Genomic DNA, 16,317 nt, shown 5'->3' with positions numbered 1-16,317 from the left:
CGAACGGTGCGCCCCCCCCGCGTCATTGGACGGCTTCCGTTGCCGGGCACCCGCGGCGCGCGGTCTCTTGGCGGCTGTGCAACGCGAAATATCACTGACGTCGTGCGTGCCGGCTCGCAGTGCCGACGCACCGCGCCCACCACGACGGCCTCAACGCCTCCGGCGGCCGGGTCCTGGCCCGCCTGATGGACCTGGCCTGAGGGAGTCCGCTGTTGGGCGCCGCCCCTCCCGCGACGCTACCGGAGAAACTATATCGACATCAAGTATCTTGACGTCGAGTGAATTCTCGCGGCAAGGTTCCCCCTGTCGGTCGTCGAGCACGTGCGGGAAACGGGAGGGGCGGGGTCGTCATGGGGTGGGGCAGGAAGGGCCAACACGCGGCAGGGCAGGGCCTGTTCGCCCAGTTACGGCGGCCCCCCGGCGGCCGGAACGCCCGGATCATGCTGCTTGCGCTCTGCCTCGACCGGACCGGGTCCGGGCTGTGGACCTCGGCGTCCGTGCTGTACTTCACGTTCGTGACCCACCTGAGCGCCCAACAGGTGGGTGTGCTCCTGGGCGTGGCCGGAGTCGCGGGCGTTTTCGGCTCCCCGCTGGCCGGCTGGCTCGCCGGCCGGCTGCCGGTGCGCGGGCTGCTGATCGGCTGCCACCTGCTGCGTCTGGTGACCCTCGGGCTGATGCTGCTGTGCACCGGATTCGGCGCGCTGCTCCCCGTCGTGGCCGCGACCTACCTGGGCGACCGGGCCGCCAAGACACTGGAGATGCTGTTCGCCACCCGGACCGCGGGGGAGCGGCGGGTCGCCTATCAGGCGCTGTCGCGCAGCGCGGCCAACGCGGGCTACGCCTTCGGCACCGGCATCGCCGCCATCGGCGTCGCCGTGGGCACCCACACCGCGTACGCCGCCCTCATCCTGGGCGACGCGCTGTCGTTCGTCGTCGCCGCGGCCCTCGTGTGGCGTACCAGCGAACCGCGCGACCGATCCGCCGAGTTGGCCCGGTCCGGAAACGGGAGCGACGCTGCGCCGACCCGGCCCGCGAGCCCCTGGCGGGACGTCGGATACCTCGGGTTCGTGCTGCGCGACATCGTGATGAACATCGACGACTCGGTCCTCAACGTCGGCCTGCCGTTGTGGCTGATCACCCGCACCTCGGCGCCGCACGCCCTGGCCCCGGCCTTCCTCATCGTCAACACGGTGCTCGTCGTGGTGCTCCAGGTGCGGGTGTCGGCCCGCGCCGAGGGCCCGCGCCGGGCCGCGCGTGCGGTACTGCTGTACGGGGCGGTCCTGGCCGCGTCCTGCGTGGTCGTGGCGGTGTCCGCCCAGGGCGGGACCGGATGGGCGACGGCGGCACTGCTGACCGCGGCCCTTCTGGTCACGCTGGCGGAGCTGATGCGTTCGGTGAGTTCGTGGGAACTGGCGGTGCTGCTCGCCCCGGCGGACGCGCGCGCCGGGTATCTCGGGGTGGCCGGCATGGCGCAGTCCATCCAGAAGTCCGCCGGGCCGCCGCTGCTGACGGGCGCGGTGCTGGCCGCCGGACCGGCCGGGTGGCTGGCCCTGGGGGCGGTCACCGCCGCGGTGTCGGTCTGGCAGTCGCGTGCGTGCGCCCGGCGGCTCCGTACCCTCGCACCGCCCGCCCCGACCCCGTCCGGATCGGTGGAGCCGCGTCCTGCGCCCACCGCGCCGTACGAGTCCGCCACCCAGTAGCGCCCCACCGCATCAGGAGACATGGCGTCATGACACCCGCCACCGCGCCCCGTTCACCCGATGACGTCACCGTGGTGCTGTCGGGTTACGGCCCCGTCGGCCGGGCCTTCGCCGGGCAACTGCGCACCCGGGGCGACGAGATCGCCCGCGACCACGGTGTCCGGCTGCGGCTGGGAGCCGTCCGCGTCGGCACCGCCCAGTGCCTGCCTCGCGAGGAGGGGCCGCTGCCGCCGCGATCTGCCTGGGGGCCGCCGGCACCGCTGGATCGGACGCTGGACGAGACCGGCGCCCGCGTGCTGGTGCAGGCGCTGCCCTCCTCGCCGCAGGTACGTCGACAGGCTGCGGACGAGGCCGTCCTGGCGCTGCGCCGGGGGGTGCACGTGGTCACCGCGACCAAGAGCCACCTGCTCAGCCACTGGCGCGCGCTCGGCGACGCCGCGCAGGCCGGCGGCAGCCTGATCAGGATCTCCGGGGCCACCGGAGCCGCGCTGCCGGCCGGGGACCTGGCGAGAACCGGGGCGCGCGGTCTCGGCTGCCGCTCCATCCGGGCCTGCCCCAACGGAACCGCCACGTTCGTACTGGACCGCCTGGCGGCCGGGGACTCCTTGGCTGTCGCGGTCGGCGAGGCGCAGCGCCGGGGCATTGCGGAGGCTGACCCCTCGGCCGACCTGTCGGGTGACGACGCGGCCACGAAGGTGCGGCTGCTGGCAGCCCTGATGTGGGGGTGGGACCCGTCGGACGTCCGGACCCGGACGGAACCGGTCGACCGGCACACCGCGTCGGCGGCCCGGGCCGCGGCGGGCCGGGGGCGCCGGCTGCGGGCCGTGGCGGGCGCACGGGTGGACCGGCCGTTCCTGGTCCGCGTACGCCTGGAGGAGACCGCCCCCGGCGATCCCCTGCACGCGCTGACCGGCCCGGAGAAGGCCGTGGTGTACGGCTGCCCGGACGCCGGTGACATCACCGTGAGCGGTGGCCGCTCAAGCCCCCTCGGCGCGGCGCTCGCCCTGCTCAAGGACACCCTCGCCGTCGCGACGGCCGGGCGCTTCGGATTCGGCTGATCCGCCGAGGCCCGCAGCCCGGTCCGGCTGCCCGCGGCACGGGGCAATCTTGCGGCGAAACACCCGTGCGATTGTACTGAGGTGCGCTCGGCCCGGGGCCGGGACGACCGTCGGTGGAGGACGCGGAGGGAAGCGGATGATGGAGCTGGAGCTGCGGCACCTGCGAGCCCTGTGCGCGATCGCCGACGCCGGGAGCCTGGGCGGGGCCGCGCGGGTGCTCAGATACTCGCAGCAGGCGATGAGCACCCAACTCCAGCGGATCGAGGGGCACTTCGGCGAGCCGCTGTTCGAGCGCCATGCGTCGGGCGTGGAGCCGACCCGCTACGGCGCCGAGGTGCTGGCCCAGGCGCGCGAGGTGCTCGACCGCGCGGACGCCATCGGGCGGCGGCCGGGTGGCCGGGCCGCAGGGGCACGCCAGGTCCTCCGCCTGGCCGCGACCAACTCGCCGGTGCTGTCCGGCATGGTCGTCCGGGTCCGCAGCCGGCTGCCGGATCTGGGACTGACCGTCAGCAGCGTCTACGCCTCCTCGGAGATCGTGGAGCGCCTGGAGAAGGGCGAGTTGGACGCCGCGATCGCCGTGGACTACCCCGGCCTGGAGCTGCCGCTTTCCCCCGCCATGGCGCACCGCGGGATCGTCGTCGAGCCGTCGTTCGTCGCCGTCCCCGCGCACCACCGCGTGAAGCACCGCCTGGAGGTCGCGCTCGCCGACCTGGCCGACGACGCCTGGTTCCTGACCCCGGACGACGGGGCCGGCTGGCCGGGAGTGTTCTACGGGGCGTGCGCGGCGGCCGGGTTCACGCCGGCGGCGGTCCACGAATTCCTCGGCGACCAGCTCCAGCTCCAGAACATGATCGCCGATGGCCTCGGCGTCTCCGTCGTCCAGGCGACGATCCGGCCGATTTCCGGAGTGCTCGTCAAGCCGCTGACCGGCACACCGCTGTGGTGTCGCTATCTGCTGCTGTGGCGGCGGGACAGCGTGACCGAGGAGATCGCGGAGACGCTGTTCCGCTCCGCCGCCGCGTCCTACCGCGTACTGAGCGCCCATTCACCGCACTTGCAGGCGTGGGCCGCGAGGACGTACGGGGCGGACGGCGGGTCGGGCGCACCGGCAGGCGGATCGACGCCGGTCTGACGGTCGAGCGCTCCGGGGTGGTGGCGCGGGCGGGCCGGGTGCGCCGAATGTTGTGGCGGGGACGCCGACGGTGCTGTCCCTCAGCCCATGGTCTGCGGTCGGCGGGAGTGGCACAGTCCTTCAGGCATCTGCCGATCCCTACAAGGCACTTGCCGACCCCCACAAGGCGCATGAATTCACCGAGGGAGCCGCAATGCGCCATCGCAACCCCCCACACAGATTCCTGACCATCGGCCTGGCGGCCTGCGCCACCACCGTCGGCCTGGTGGTCGGCCCGACGCTCGCGGCCTCCGGTACACCGGCCGCCGGCCCCGCCGTCGCCCAGCCCGGCGCCCGACCCCACGACCCGGTGCGACCGCTGCCGCCGACGGGCCCGACCACCACCGCCTCGGACCGGTCCGACGTGCAGAGCAGGCCGCACAGCGTGGCCCAACTCCGCCCGCAGCAGCCGCAGATGAGGGAAGCGAGGAAAGCGAGGAAGTCACCGCACCAGGGCCGTGCGGCATCCTGCTCACCGGGCGACTTCGGCAGCCGCAACGGTGCGGAACTGGTCGACTTCATCAAGAAGTCGACCACCGAATGCGTCAACACGCTCTTCAGCGTCACCGGCAAGGACGCCCACGACGTCTTCCAGGAATCCCAGATGGTCCCCGTGGCGGACGCGCTGAAGAGCGCCTCGGCGGCCTACCCCGGCGACGACTCCACCGACGTGCAGCAACTGGTCCTCTTCCTGCGCGCCGGCTACTACGTCCAGTACAACGACTCCAAGGACGTCGGCGACTACGGCCAGAACCTGGCAACCGCCATCGAAGGCGCCCTGGACGCGTTCGTCGGCAACGCGCACTTCATGGACGTCAGCGACGCGAACGGCGCCGTCGTCGGCGAGGCGATCACCCTCACCGACAGCGCCAACGAGCAGGGGCGCTACCTCGGCACCTACAAGAAGGTCCTGGACGCCTACAACAGCTCGTACGACGCCTTCCCCGCCATGGTGAACGCGGTCAACAACGTCTACACACCGCTGTTCCGCGGCCACCAGAACGACGCCTTCGTGAAGGCGGTCACCAGCGACCCCAGCATCATCGACACCCTGGACACCTTCGCCAAGAACCACCTCGATCTGCTGGGCACCGACAACGCCTTCCTGACCTCCAACGCCGGTACCGAGATGGGCCGCTTCGTCCAGCACGCCGGGGCCCTCCAGGACAAGGTGCGGCCCCTGATGAAGGACCTGCTGGGCAAGTCGCAGATCACCGGCCGGACCGCCGCGTTGTGGGTCGGCGTAGCCAACATGGCCGACTCCTACGACAAGGCCAACTGCTCCTACTTCGACACCTGCAACCTGGTCGACAAGCTCACCAAGGCCGCGCTGCCGACCACCCACCCCTGCGATGAGACGCGCACGATCCTGGCGCAGGCGCTGACCCCCCAGGACCTCGACGCCGCCTGTGCCAGCCTCCAGAAGGAGGACGCCTTCTTCCACGGTGTGGTGAAGGACAGCGGATCGATACCGGGCCAGTACGAGGACAAGATCCAGGTCATCGTCTTCGCCAGCCCCACCGACTACAAGACCTACGCGGGACCGATATTCGGGGTCGACACCAACAACGGCGGCATCACCATCACCGGCGACCCGACCAAGCCCGACAACAAGGTCCAGTCCATCATGTACCAGAAGGGCTCCGACGACGGCTTCCCGGCCCGGATCTGGAACCTCAACCACGAGTACACGCACTACCTCGACGGCCGCTTCGACATGAAGGGCGACTTCAGCCAGGAGACCACCGTCCCGGACGTCTGGTGGATCGAGGGCCTGGCCGAGTACGTCTCCTACAGCTACCGCGGTGTCACCGACACCGAGGCGGTCTCCGAGGCAGGCAAGCACACCTACGCGCTGAGCACGCTGTGGCAGAGCACCTACGCCAACAGCGATGTGACCCGCACCTATCCATGGGGCTATCTCGCGGTGCGGTACATGGTCGAGAAACACCCCGACGACATCCAGGCCATACTCGCGAAGTTCCGGGCGGGCGACTACGCGGGCGGCTACGCCGTCTACAACTCGCAGATCGGCGACCGCTACGACGCCGACTTCACCTCCTGGCTCGACGCCTGCGCGTCCGGCGGCTGCAAGGCGCACTGACACGTCGGCGGGGAACCGGGATCCCCGGGCGGGCCACGACCGGCCCGCCCGGGGATCACGTCGTGCCGGGCACGGCTCAGCCGGCGCTGCGCTCGCCCACGCCCGCCTGCCACCTGCGGCCGTTCTCCCGCAGCGGCGCCGGGTACACCCCCCCAGGTGCCGGATGGGCTTGATGCCCGCCATAGCCCACACGTCCTCCGGGTGGAAGTCGCCGGCGATCTCATGGATCCGCCAGGGACGAGAGGTGTGCGCGAGTGGGACGTCTCACCTTTCCCCTGCGCATCGGCAGCCACTTCGTCGCCGCCGACCACGGTGCACGAGGCCGCGAGGAGGTGCTGAAGCCGACCCGGGACTGGCTGCTGAGGTGGCCGCCCCCTGGCCCGTGGCCGTCCTCCGCGGTCCACGGTGGGGACCACGCCCCGTGACGCACGCGCGGCTACGCCCCGCACCCGCCGGAACCCGGACCGTGCCGCTCCCGGCCGCCCTTCCCGGCCACCACCCGGAGCCCGGCCGGGTGGGCGCGCGGGACGGGCGAATCAGGGCTGTACTGGGAGAGGAAGAGGAGGAAGTGGAACGTCACACTGCGGGGAGGCATCGTGGACCTCGCCTTCCTCAACGCGGTGTACGCGCACGGGGGTCCGTACGTCTGCGCCTACCTCGACACCTCCCGCAACACCGAGGAGCCGGACCGGGAGACCGCGCGGCGCAGCCGGCGGGTCTGCGAGGCGCTCGTGGACCAGGGCGCCGATGCCGCCACGCTGGCCGCCGTCGCGGGCGTCGTGGGCTGTGACCGCGAGATCGTCGGCCGGCACGGGCAGGCGATCGTGGCCGTCCGCGGACGGGTGGTACTGGCCGAGGAACTGCCCGTGCCGCCGGCGCGCGACGAGGCCGTGTTCACCGCGCTGCCCGATCTGATGCCGCTGGTGGTGCAGTTCGCGCCGGGCATCCGCTACGTCGCCGCCACCGTGCACAGCCTCCCGCTCCCGTATGCGGAGCCCGCGGACGAACTGGAGGTGGCGTGCCAGGCGGGGGTGTGGCCCAGCAGCGCCGTCGCGCCGGGCGACTGCCACCTGATGCGCGGCCCCGCCGTGAGCTGGCTCGACGGGGCCGGGCAGGAGGCCGCCGACGGCATCGCCGCACTGGCGTGCAGCACGGACGCCGAGGCGATCGTGCTGGCCGGGATCACCTGGGTCCGCAACGTGCTGGCCGACAACCTCGACGGACGATGGCGCAAGCGCACCGTCACCTGCGACGGCGACGGGTATCCGGCGCCGCGGGGCAGGGCGCTCATGGAGGAGGAACTCGCCGCGGCGTTCGCGGGGCGGTTGCGCAGCGCCGACCGGGCCCGCGTCGACCTGTTCCGGGCGCGCCGCACCGGCCGGCACGGCGCCGTCGAGGGCCTGTCCGACGTCGTGGCCGCACTCCAGCGGTCCCAGGCCGGCACCCTGCTGCTCAACGTCCCGGTCGGCTTCCCGGCGGAGCTCCGCGTGGGAGTGCCGCTCCCGCGGACCGGCCCGCCCGAGTCCGACCCGGGACCGTACGGTGCGCTCGGCTTCCGTGAGGGGCCCGCCGGTGCCGCCGTGATCCGTGCCGCGGTGCGCACCGGTGCCGGACTGATCGTGGTGCCGCAGGACCAACTGCCGCTGACGGACGGGCTGGGCGCACTGCTGCGGTACGCCGGCCCGGAGCGCGCCCCGCACTCCCGCGGGCCGGCCGCCAGCTGATCGGCCGGCTGCGGGCCGGGGGCGGTCAGGATGCCGGCGGGTATCCGCGGGTGCGGACGAGGTCGTGGGTGAAGCGGGTGAAGGCAAGGGCGACGGCACTGCGGTAGGCGTCGGCACGCTGGAGCAGGGCGACCGTGCGGGTGGGAAGGGCGGGATCGAGGGGGATGGGGGTGAGGTGGGGGTGGCCGTGGGTGAGGGCGTCGGGGAGGACGGTGACCAGCGGAGTGCACTGGACGATCTCGGTGAGCGCCTGAATGGAGTTGGCCTCCACGGTGATGCGGGGGCTGACACGGTGCCGGTCGAGATAGCCGTCGATATGGCCACGGGTGGCGAAGTCCCCGCTGAGGAGGGCGAGTTGCCGATCGGCGAGTTCCCGTACGGGCAGCGGGCCGCGCTGGTCGGCGGGGTGGCCGGCGCCGGCGACCAGCGTGAGCGTCTCGGTGAACAGCGCGGTGGCCGCGATGCCGGGCAGGTGAGGGCCCCGGAAGCCGATGCCGAGGTCGAACTCGTCGGCGAGCAGACCGGTTTCGATGCGGTCCTGGGGCATCTCCCGCACGGTCAGGGTGACGCCGGGGTGGCGGGTGTGCAGTTCGGCGGTGAGCGGGCCGACGAGGTAGGCGGTGAACGTGGGGGTGACCGCCAGCCGCAGGTGGCCGCGCGAGAGGTCCTGCACGTCGTGGACGGCGCGTTCGGCGGCGGCGAGATCCCGCAGCGCGCGTCGGGCGTGCCGGGCGTACGCCTCACCGGCGTCGGTGAGCCGGACGGTGCGCCCGGAGCGATCCAGCAGCTGGCTGCCCAGGGTGCGTTCGAGCTGTCTGACCTGCTGGGACAGCGTCGGCTGGGAGATGTGCAGGTCCTCGGCGGCGCGGGTGAAGCTGCCGTGCTCGGCCACTGTGAGCAGATAGCGCAGATGACGCAGTTCCAGAGCCATGAGGCAACTATAGATGACATCAATGGCAGACATTGATAGTGCGTCTTGGACTCTATAGGGGCAGGTCATGCAGGGTGGACATCGCCGGGCCCGACGGGTCCGGCAGCCACCGAAGGGAGTGACCCATGCCAGACCTCGCCGCGGGCATCGCCCGTTTCCAGCGGGATGTCTTCCCGGTCAGGGAGGAACTGTTCGCCCGCCTGGCCACCCACCACAGACCGCACACGCTGTTCATCGGCTGCTCCGACGCCCGGGTCGTCCCCGAGCTGATCACGGGGAGCGAGCCGGGTGAGCTGTTCGTCCTCCGCACCGCCGGCAACCTCGTCCCCGCCTACGCCCCCGGCGCCGACGCGGTGGCGGCCGGTATCGAGTACGCCGTCGCCGTGCTGGGAGTGACCGACATCGTGGTGTGCGGGCACTCGGCCTGCGGCGCGATGACCGCCCTCGCCCGGGGCCAGGACCTGACCACCGCCCCGGCGGTCGCCGACTGGCTGCGGTACGCCGATGCCGCCCTCGCCCGTACCCCCGGCGGCGACGTGGACGCCCTGGTACGGCACAACGTGCCGGCCCAGCTGTCGAACCTCGCCACCCACCCCTCGGTCGCCCGCGCCCTGGCGCAGCGGACGCTGACACTGCACGGCTGGGTCTTCGACATCGCCACCGGCCGCGTCGAACGACTCGACGGCCCCGGCGCCGCACCGGCCGCCTGACCCCGCCCCCCCCGGGACCCGCAACAGCGCGGCCCGGGACACACCCCCAGACCCGCCGGCCGCCCTCCGTGCGGTACCGGCACAACCGGAAAGGACACCTGACCTCATGGTGCACGCCCAGTTCGACCCCGCCGCCCGTCAGGCGCTCGCCGCCGCCGCGGTCGAGGCCAAGACGCGCAAGGACCTCACCTGGCAGCAGCTCGCCGACGCCGCTGGCCTCTCCGTCGCCTTCACCACCGCCGCGGTGCTGGGCCAGCACGCCCTGCCGCCGGAGTCCGCGCGAGCCGTCGCCGAGCTGCTGGGCCTGGACGACGACGCGGCGATGCTGCTCCGCACCGTTCCCACCCGCGGCTCCATCCCCGGCGGCATCCCCACCGACCCGACCATCTACCGCTTCTACGAGATGCTCCAGGTCTACGGCACCACCCTCAAGGCCCTGGTCCACGAGCAGTTCGGCGACGGCATCATCAGCGCGATCAACTTCAAGCTGGACGTGAAGAAGGTGGCCGACCCCGAGGGCGGCGAGCGCGCCGTCATCACCCTGGACGGCAAGTACCTGCCGACCAGGCCCTTCTGATCCCCACCACCCGGCGGGGCGGACCGCCGGCCGGTCCGCCCCGCCGCTACCTTGACCACCCCGCACTCCCCGAGGAGCCCGTCATGGACTTCGTTCAGCGCACCATCGACCTCGCCCGCCGCAANCCCCCCCCCCCCCCCCGCTACCTTGACCACCCCGCACTCCCCGAGGAGCCCGTCATGGACTTCGTTCAGCGCACCATCGACCTCGCCCGCCGCAACGTTGCCGAGGGCGGACGCCCCTTCGCGACCGTCATCGTCAAGGACGGCGAGATCCTGGCCGAGAGCCCGAACCGGGTCGCCCAGACCAACGATCCCACCGCCCACGCGGAGATCCTCGCCATCCGCGAGGCGTGCACGGCGCTCGGCACCGAGCACCTGACCGGTACCACCATCTACGTCCTCGCCCACCCCTGCCCGATGTGCCTGGGCTCGCTGTACTACTGCTCCCCGGACGAGGTCGTCTTCCTCACCACCCGCGACGCCTACGAGCCCCACTACGTCGACGACCGCAAGTACTTCGAACTGGGCACCTTCTACGAGGAGTTCGCGAAGAGCTGGGACGAGCGCCGGCTGCCGATGCGGTACGAGCCGCGCGCGGACGCGGTGGAGGTCTACCGCTTCTGGCAGCAGCGCAACGGCGGCGAGCGCCGGGTGGCCGGTACGCCGACCGCCGCCTCCTGAACCCCCACCGCCCGCCCGCCCCGCGACCGGCCACGGTCCCGGCGGCGGGGGGTGGCCGTCACCGCGAGGTCGTTGACCGGTCCGTGGTTCCGCCGGTGAAGGGCGCCAGGACATGGGTGAAGTCCCAGGTGTTCTGGGGGATGCTGGAGCAGTTGTCGGCGGACGGGCCGCCGGGGCAGCCGCCGTTGTCCCGCTGCAGCGCCCAGAACGACAGAGTGCTGATGCCCTTGGCGAGGGCCCAGTTGTAGACCTGGGTGGCGTTGGCCAGGCTGAAGGTCTCGGCCGGGCCGAAGTCGTCGACCCCGGGCATCTCGACGATGCCGATCATGGCCCACAGCTGGGCCGGGGTCCTGTCCGGGTAGAGCGGCTTGATCTGGTCGTACAGCCCCTGGGCCGCGGTCTGGGTGTCGTCGGCCATGTCGTGGGTGGCGTTGTCGTAGTAGTCGAACGTCATGATGTTGGCGACGTCCACCCGGGCGCCGTTGTCCACCGCGTTCTGCAGCACGGCGAGTCCGCTGTCGGTGAGCCCGTGGGTCGTCGTCGGCAGGGTGTACGAGATCGCGACCGTGCGCCCGTTGGCCGCCGCCCAGTCCTGCACGAGCTTGATGGCCTTGTTCCGCCGGTCGACGGCGGCGGAGTCGTCCAGCGAATCGGCCTCGATGTCCATGTCGAGCCGCGGGACGTCGTAGGTCGTGATCACCTGCTCGTAGGCGGCGGCTATCTGGGCGACGTCGGTACAGCTGTCGGCGATCTCGGTACCCGTGGAGTCCGCGGTGTACCCGCCGAAGGAGGGGATGACATCGCCCCCCTTCGCCTGGATGGTCTTGATGTCGCCGCCGAAGGAGGCCGAGGAGATGGGCGTATCGGAACTGCCGTTCCAGTAGGCGGTGCAGGAGCCCTTGGTGGCCGTCGCGATGAACCCCATCGTCAGATGCCCGGCACCGGACTGGGCGGACAGCGCGGCCGGGCTCTCGCCCGTCCACGACTCGAAGTAGGGAGCGAACACGCGGGCCGGGAGCGGTGTCGCCGCGTGGGCGGCGCCACCGCCCAGGGCGGTGAGCCCGGCGGTGGCCACGGCGGTGACGGTAGCGGTGAGTACTGCACGGAGAGAGCGCCTGCGTCTCATGTCAGTCCAGGTGTGAGGAGGTTGACCGCCAAATCCCCTTGTGCGCAGCGGTATGGGGATAGGGGATAGCCCTGAGGGCAGGGGCGTGTCAATGGACTGGACCAAGGAAGGACTAGACCAATAAGCGCCAACGGGCGGCGCGGCCCTGCCCAGCACGGTCACCGCATGCTGGACCACCTCTCCGCGTGATCGGCGGCGCGGGGGACCGGCCGCAGGCTCCGGCCCCCCGACAGGCAACCGCCTCCGCACAACGCCGGCTGTACGGACGGCGGTTCGGGGCTGCCGTGCTCCGGTGCCGCCCGGACCCCGCGAGGTGGCGGCGAGCCCCGGGCGCTGGTCGTCAGTCCTTCTTCTCGCCCAGCTTCTCGACGAAGCCCTGTGCCTTGCCGACGGCGGTGCCGATGGTGTCGCTGTGCTTGTGGTCGGTCCTGTCGTCGACGAAGTCGCCGACCTTCTCCAGTCCGCCGGAGATCTTGTCGCCGTGCGCCTCGGCGATCTCCTCGGCCTTCTCCTTGAGGTTCCTGAGGGCGTCAAACATGCAAAGTCCGTCTCCGTCGATGAACTGCCTGGTCAGGAACATGGTCCCATGGAGGCACGGAGCGCAGGACGGCTCATGGGGTCGCGCGCGGGGCGAAGCGGGTGCGGGCGCACACCGGCACCCGCGCACCGCCGGCGGGGCGGTCCGGCCGCGCCGTACGCGTCAGCTCCAGGTCATCTTGATCTCGCGCTCGAAGTTGACGTATCCGCCTCGGTGGAAGGCGTTCGCCATGGGGGTGTTGCCGAGGTCGGTGGACGCTCGGATGCGGGGGACGCGCTGCGCGGCGAGCACGGGGGTGCCCTCGGCGAGGATGTCGTCGACATAGCCGTTGTCGCGGTGCCCGGGCAGCACGGCGAGGTAGGCGATGATCGCGTGGTAGCTGTTGCGGGCCGGGATCACGAACCCAACGGGGTCCCCCTCGGGGAGAGTTGCGATCCGCCACCACTCCCTGGGGCTGGTGTAGCGCACGAGTTCGTCCTCGTCATGCCGCACGGCCGTTGCGCGCGGGGACAGCCGGGCCAGGCCGTCGCGGCTGTGCGCGTCCAGCGTCCCCTCCAGCGCCGCGGTCATCAGCGTGAGCAGTTCGCCGGAATCCTCGACCGGCCGGAACCCGAGTCGTCCGCTCGGCTCCGGAACCGGGGTTTCCGGACGCCACTCCAGGCGAAGCCGTTCGACGAACGGCCGGGCGCCGGCGCGCTCCGGTGAGGACGCCCGTCCGCTCCGGGGGCCTGCTCAGCGTGCGCCCCGGGAAGCGACAAGCGCGGTGGTCATGGGGGCCATCGGCCCGTCCCTCCGCTGGCTGCCGTCGTCCCGCAGCCCGGGCGACCGGGGATCCGCCGCCCCTTCTGTCCCGGCCGAAGCCCCACCCGCAATCCCTTTGTGCGGTTCCCCATGCCGGCCGCGCGGAGCGTGCCACCCTCGATGCCCGGCAAGGGCCGTCAAACGGGTGGGTTTGGCGCTGTTCTGTCGTGCACATGCTTTCGCTACCATCCGGTAGGTCGATCAACCACGCTCCGTGAGAGGACAGATGATGGACGTTCACGATCGTCTGCCACAGGAGCAGCACGAACCCGCGGCCCCGGTCGGCCAAGACGTCCCGCACCCCCACGCCGGCATCGGCCGCCGGAGATTCCTCGGCTTCATCCTGGCGGCGCCGACCCTCGCGGTCGCCGCGCAACTGGGCGAAGCGGCGGCCGGTACCACTCCGGCACACGCCGCGTCCGCCTCGCTCCCCGAGCTGACCACGTTGTTCGACCTCAACGACATGCTCACCGACGCGGCGCTGCCGACGGCCGGCCTCGTCACCCTCCACGTACACACCGACGGCACGGCCTCGTTCGCCCTGCCGCGCGCCGAGGTGGGCCAGGGCATCACCACCTCCACCGCGATGCTGATCGCCGAGGAACTGGACCTGCCGCTGGAGAAGATCCACGTCACCCTCGCCGACGCGCGCCCCGAACTCCTCTTCAATCAGCTCACCGGCGGCTCCAACACCACCATCTCCACGTACACCCCGATCCGCGTCGCCGCCGCGATCGCCAGAGCGCGCCTCCTGGAGGCCGCGGTCGAAGTGCTGGGCGCCGAGATATCCACGCTGACCACCAAGGCCGGTGTGATCACCGCCCGGAACGGCCGGAGCGCGACCTACGGCTCGCTCGCGGAGAAGGCCGCGAGCCTGAAGACCGTACGGGTCGCCACCGACCTCAAACCACGCTCCGCCTTCTCGGTCATCGGCACCGCACGCAACCGGGTCGACGCGCTGGCGAGCGTGACGGGGCGCAAGCAGTTCGCCATGGACCTGCACGTGCCGGGCGCGTCCCCGGCCATGGTCTGCCGGCCGCCCACGATCAACGGCACGGTGCGGTCCGTGCAGAACCTCGCGGCGGTACGGGCGATGCCCGGCGTCACCGATGTCGCGGCCATCTCGACCGGTGTGGCGGTACGCGCCCGGACCTTCGGCCAGTGCATCGACGCGGTACGTGCGCTCAAGGTGACCTGGGGCCCCGGGACGGCCGAGCGGGCGTCCGACGACACGGTCCTGCGTGAGCTGAAGGCGGCGGAAGTACCCCTGGCGGTACCCCGGTTGGACCCGCTGGCCAAGACCGTCGAGGGCACCTTCACCTTCCACTTCGCCAGCAACAGCGCGCTGGAGCCCAACTGCGCGGTGGCCGACGTACGGTCGGACCGGGCCGAGATCTGGGCGGCCCTGAAGTCACCGATCGTCGCCAAGGAGGCGATCGCGGTGAAGCTGGGTCTACTGCCGGGTGCGGTCACGGTGCATGTCACCGAAGGCGGCGGCTCGTTCGGCCGCAAGCTGTTCTCCGACGCCGCGCTCGAAGCCGCCGAGATCTCCCAGGCGATGGGCAAGCCGGTCAAGCTCATGTGGCACCGCACCGACGAGTTCCGCCAGGGGCGTACGCACCCGATGGCCACCTCGCGCGTACGGGCCACGTACACGCTGGGCAGGGTGCTCACCTACGAGCAGCGGCACACCTCCGTGTCCACCGACTTCGGCCACGGCCTCGGCGAGATCATCACGGCGTCGGCCGCCAAACTGCCGGTCGGCGATCTCACCTTCTCCGAGACCATCTTCACGCTCACCCAGCAGACGCCCTACGACCTCGGGCTCACCACCCAGCTCCTCAACGAGGTGGACAAGGGCTTCAACACCGGCAGCATGCGCAACATCTACTCGCCCAACGTCCGGTGCGCGCAGGAACTCATCCTCGACCGGCTCGCGGACGAGATGGGCGAGGACCGCCTCCACCTCCGCCGGCAGCTCGTCAAGGACGACCGGGCCAGGGCCGTCCTGGACAAGGTCGCGGAACTCGGCCACTGGGGGAGGGAGTTGCCGGCCGGCATGGCGCAGGGCATCGCCGTACACCCCGAGTACCACGGAGTCGTCGCCGTACTCGCCGAGATCGACTGCCGCCCGCAGACCACCGGACGGCACGTTCTCGACGCGTACACCGGACCGCGCGTCACCAGGGTCGTCTGCGCCGTCGACGTCGGCCTCGCCATCAATCCGAAGGGCCTTGCGGCCCAGATGATGGGCGGCATCATGGACGGCATCGCCCTCACGCTCACCTCGGGTCTGCACCTCAAGGACGGCATGTTCCTGGAGGGCAGCTGGGACAACTACTTCTACACCCGCCAGTGGAACACCCCGCCCGAGCTGGAGATCGTGGTCATGCCGCCGACCAGCGGAAAGCCCGGCGGCGCGGGGGAGTTGGCGGTCGGCGCCGCCTCGGCCGCGGTCGCCTGCGCCTACGGTGCGGCCACCGGCACCATGCCGACGACTTTTCCCCTCAACCACTCCGGCCCGCTCGGCTTCGAGCCGCTGCCGACCGTCCCCCCGATCCCGCAATCGCCGACCGACGGCCTGGACCGTGCCTACTAGCCGCGGTCGGTTGAAACGGCCCACCAGGAGCGCAAGGAGCGACCGTGCCCGAACACACCTTCATCCTCAACGGCAAGCCCGTCAAGGCGGACGTCGAGGGCGATGTGCGGCTGCTGTGGGTGCTGCGCGACGTCCTGGGCGTCACCGGGCCGAAGTACGACTGCGGCCTCGGTGTCTGCCAGGCATGCACCAGCCACCTCAACGGCAAGGCGTTCAACCCCTGTTCCGTACCGGTCGGGAACATCCGGCCGGACGACGAGATCACCACCATCGAGGGGCTGGCCGCCACCGTCGGCAAGGACCTGCACCCCATGCAGGAGGCATGGCTGGCGCACGACGTCGCCCAGTGCGGCTACTGCCAGCCCGGCCAGATCATGGCCGCGGTCGCCAAGGTCAGGCAGGCCCGCGCCGCCGGCCGCGACATCACCGAAGCCGACCTGGACGAGATCCGCAACGTCTGCCGCTGCGGCACGTACCACCGCATCCGCGAGGCCATCATGGAGGGGGCACGACACTTCTAGACCCAATGCCGCTGTTTTAAGCGTTGAGTTTGATTGTTCGCCTGGTCGGAGTGGGTTTGGAGGCCGGGACGATG

14 protein-coding genes and 2 pseudogenes are annotated in these 16,317 nt (G+C 71.5%); 11 read left to right on the top strand and 5 right to left on the bottom strand.

Annotated features, from left to right (window positions below; genetic code table 11):
• Nucleotides 1-440: 440 nt before the first annotated feature.
• The 5 genes from ACO1BR_RS36385 to ACO1BR_RS36365 all read left to right on the top strand — a co-directional run bounded on the left by ACO1BR_RS36385 (nt 441) and on the right by ACO1BR_RS36365 (nt 6,458).
• The gene (locus ACO1BR_RS36385; RefSeq protein WP_426799388.1) at nt 441-1,700 is read left to right on the top strand and encodes an MFS transporter; all 1,260 of its coding nucleotides are present in this window, start codon (nt 441-443) and stop codon (nt 1,698-1,700) included.
• 29 nt (nt 1,701-1,729) lie between these two features.
• Complete coding sequence (locus ACO1BR_RS36380) at nt 1,730-2,758, top strand: homoserine dehydrogenase (protein ID WP_426799387.1); 1,029 nt, start codon at nt 1,730-1,732, stop codon at nt 2,756-2,758.
• A gap of 139 nt (nt 2,759-2,897) precedes the next feature.
• Entirely contained in the window at nt 2,898-3,890 is a 993-nt protein-coding gene (locus ACO1BR_RS36375) for a LysR family transcriptional regulator (protein ID WP_426799420.1), read from the top strand.
• A gap of 193 nt (nt 3,891-4,083) precedes the next feature.
• Nucleotides 4,084-6,033, top strand: a complete 1,950-nt coding sequence (locus ACO1BR_RS36370) for a collagenase (protein ID WP_426799386.1) — start codon at nt 4,084-4,086, stop codon at nt 6,031-6,033.
• A gap of 254 nt (nt 6,034-6,287) precedes the next feature.
• On the top strand, nt 6,288-6,458 hold the full coding sequence (locus ACO1BR_RS36365; protein WP_426799385.1) for a hypothetical protein: 171 nt from the start codon (nt 6,288-6,290) through the stop codon (nt 6,456-6,458).
• An 11-nt stretch (nt 6,459-6,469) separates the two neighbouring features.
• Here ACO1BR_RS36365 and ACO1BR_RS36360 read toward each other — a convergent pair whose 3' ends face one another.
• Entirely contained in the window at nt 6,470-6,628 is a 159-nt protein-coding gene (locus ACO1BR_RS36360) for a hypothetical protein (RefSeq protein ID WP_426799384.1), read from the bottom strand.
• Between the two features lies 1 nt (nt 6,629).
• On the opposite strand from ACO1BR_RS36360, the gene ACO1BR_RS36355 reads away from it, so the two are divergent.
• Nucleotides 6,630-7,757, top strand: coding sequence for a hypothetical protein (locus ACO1BR_RS36355; RefSeq protein ID WP_426799383.1), 1,128 nt, complete (start codon nt 6,630-6,632; stop codon nt 7,755-7,757).
• Nucleotides 7,758-7,782: 25 nt separating this feature from the next.
• Here the strand turns inward: ACO1BR_RS36355 and cynR are convergent, their stop codons facing one another.
• Nucleotides 7,783-8,688 (bottom strand): transcriptional regulator CynR, encoded by a 906-nt coding sequence (cynR, locus tag ACO1BR_RS36350; protein WP_426799382.1) that lies wholly within the window; start codon nt 8,686-8,688, stop codon nt 7,783-7,785.
• Between the two features lie 125 nt (nt 8,689-8,813).
• On the opposite strand from cynR, the gene ACO1BR_RS36345 reads away from it, so the two are divergent.
• From ACO1BR_RS36345 to ACO1BR_RS36335, 3 genes are all read left to right on the top strand, one after another.
• Nucleotides 8,814-9,398, top strand: coding sequence for a carbonic anhydrase (locus tag ACO1BR_RS36345; protein ID WP_426799381.1), 585 nt, complete (start codon nt 8,814-8,816; stop codon nt 9,396-9,398).
• Between the two features lie 106 nt (nt 9,399-9,504).
• On the top strand, nt 9,505-9,975 hold the full coding sequence (gene cynS / locus ACO1BR_RS36340; RefSeq protein ID WP_159506536.1) for a cyanase: 471 nt from the start codon (nt 9,505-9,507) through the stop codon (nt 9,973-9,975).
• Nucleotides 9,976-10,154: 179 nt separating this feature from the next.
• On the top strand, nt 10,155-10,658 hold the full coding sequence (locus ACO1BR_RS36335; RefSeq protein ID WP_426799419.1) for a nucleoside deaminase: 504 nt from the start codon (nt 10,155-10,157) through the stop codon (nt 10,656-10,658).
• A gap of 47 nt (nt 10,659-10,705) precedes the next feature.
• Here the strand turns inward: ACO1BR_RS36335 and ACO1BR_RS36330 are convergent.
• The 3 genes and pseudogenes from ACO1BR_RS36330 to ACO1BR_RS36320 all read right to left on the bottom strand — a co-directional run.
• Nucleotides 10,706-11,784, bottom strand: a pseudogene (locus tag ACO1BR_RS36330) (chitinase); the annotation flags it as partial.
• Nucleotides 11,785-12,124: 340 nt separating this feature from the next.
• On the bottom strand, nt 12,125-12,322 hold the full coding sequence (locus tag ACO1BR_RS36325; RefSeq protein WP_426799380.1) for an antitoxin: 198 nt from the start codon (nt 12,320-12,322) through the stop codon (nt 12,125-12,127).
• Nucleotides 12,323-12,484: 162 nt separating this feature from the next.
• Nucleotides 12,485-13,021: pseudogene (locus ACO1BR_RS36320) on the bottom strand (GNAT family N-acetyltransferase); the annotation flags it as partial.
• 328 nt (nt 13,022-13,349) lie between these two features.
• On the opposite strand from ACO1BR_RS36320, the gene ACO1BR_RS36315 reads away from it, so the two are divergent.
• Nucleotides 13,350-15,722: a molybdopterin cofactor-binding domain-containing protein gene (locus tag ACO1BR_RS36315; protein ID WP_426799379.1), complete on the top strand. Its 2,373-nt coding sequence runs from the start codon at nt 13,350-13,352 to the stop codon at nt 15,720-15,722.
• A gap of 44 nt (nt 15,723-15,766) precedes the next feature.
• A complete protein-coding gene (locus tag ACO1BR_RS36310; protein WP_426799378.1) occupies nt 15,767-16,243 on the top strand; it encodes a (2Fe-2S)-binding protein in 477 nt (158 codons plus the stop codon).
• Nucleotides 16,244-16,317: the final 74 nt, after the last annotated feature.

It is taken from the genome of Streptomyces sp. YGL11-2 (assembly GCF_050054615.1).
In the GTDB taxonomy this organism is placed as follows: domain Bacteria; phylum Actinomycetota; class Actinomycetes; order Streptomycetales; family Streptomycetaceae; genus Streptomyces.
The sequence above is the reverse complement of the archived record's forward strand: the minus strand, read 5'-3'. Positions and strand labels throughout refer to the sequence as shown.

Coding starts and splice junctions, on each gene's coding strand:
- ACO1BR_RS36385 (WP_426799388.1), top strand. CDS start 441: ATGCTGCTTGCGCTCTGCCTCGACCGGACCGGGTCCGGGCTGTGGACC.
- ACO1BR_RS36380 (WP_426799387.1), top strand. CDS start 1,730: ATGACACCCGCCACCGCGCCCCGTTCACCCGATGACGTCACCGTGGTG.
- ACO1BR_RS36375 (WP_426799420.1), top strand. CDS start 2,898: ATGGAGCTGGAGCTGCGGCACCTGCGAGCCCTGTGCGCGATCGCCGAC.
- ACO1BR_RS36370 (WP_426799386.1), top strand. CDS start 4,084: ATGCGCCATCGCAACCCCCCACACAGATTCCTGACCATCGGCCTGGCG.
- ACO1BR_RS36360 (WP_426799384.1), bottom strand. CDS start 6,628: ATGCCTCCCCGCAGTGTGACGTTCCACTTCCTCCTCTTCCTCTCCCAG.
- cynR (WP_426799382.1), bottom strand. CDS start 8,688: ATGGCTCTGGAACTGCGTCATCTGCGCTATCTGCTCACAGTGGCCGAG.
- ACO1BR_RS36345 (WP_426799381.1), top strand. CDS start 8,814: ATGCCAGACCTCGCCGCGGGCATCGCCCGTTTCCAGCGGGATGTCTTC.
- cynS (WP_159506536.1), top strand. CDS start 9,505: ATGGTGCACGCCCAGTTCGACCCCGCCGCCCGTCAGGCGCTCGCCGCC.
- ACO1BR_RS36335 (WP_426799419.1), top strand. CDS start 10,155: ATGGACTTCGTTCAGCGCACCATCGACCTCGCCCGCCGCAACGTTGCC.
- ACO1BR_RS36325 (WP_426799380.1), bottom strand. CDS start 12,322: ATGTTTGACGCCCTCAGGAACCTCAAGGAGAAGGCCGAGGAGATCGCC.
- ACO1BR_RS36315 (WP_426799379.1), top strand. CDS start 13,350: ATGATGGACGTTCACGATCGTCTGCCACAGGAGCAGCACGAACCCGCG.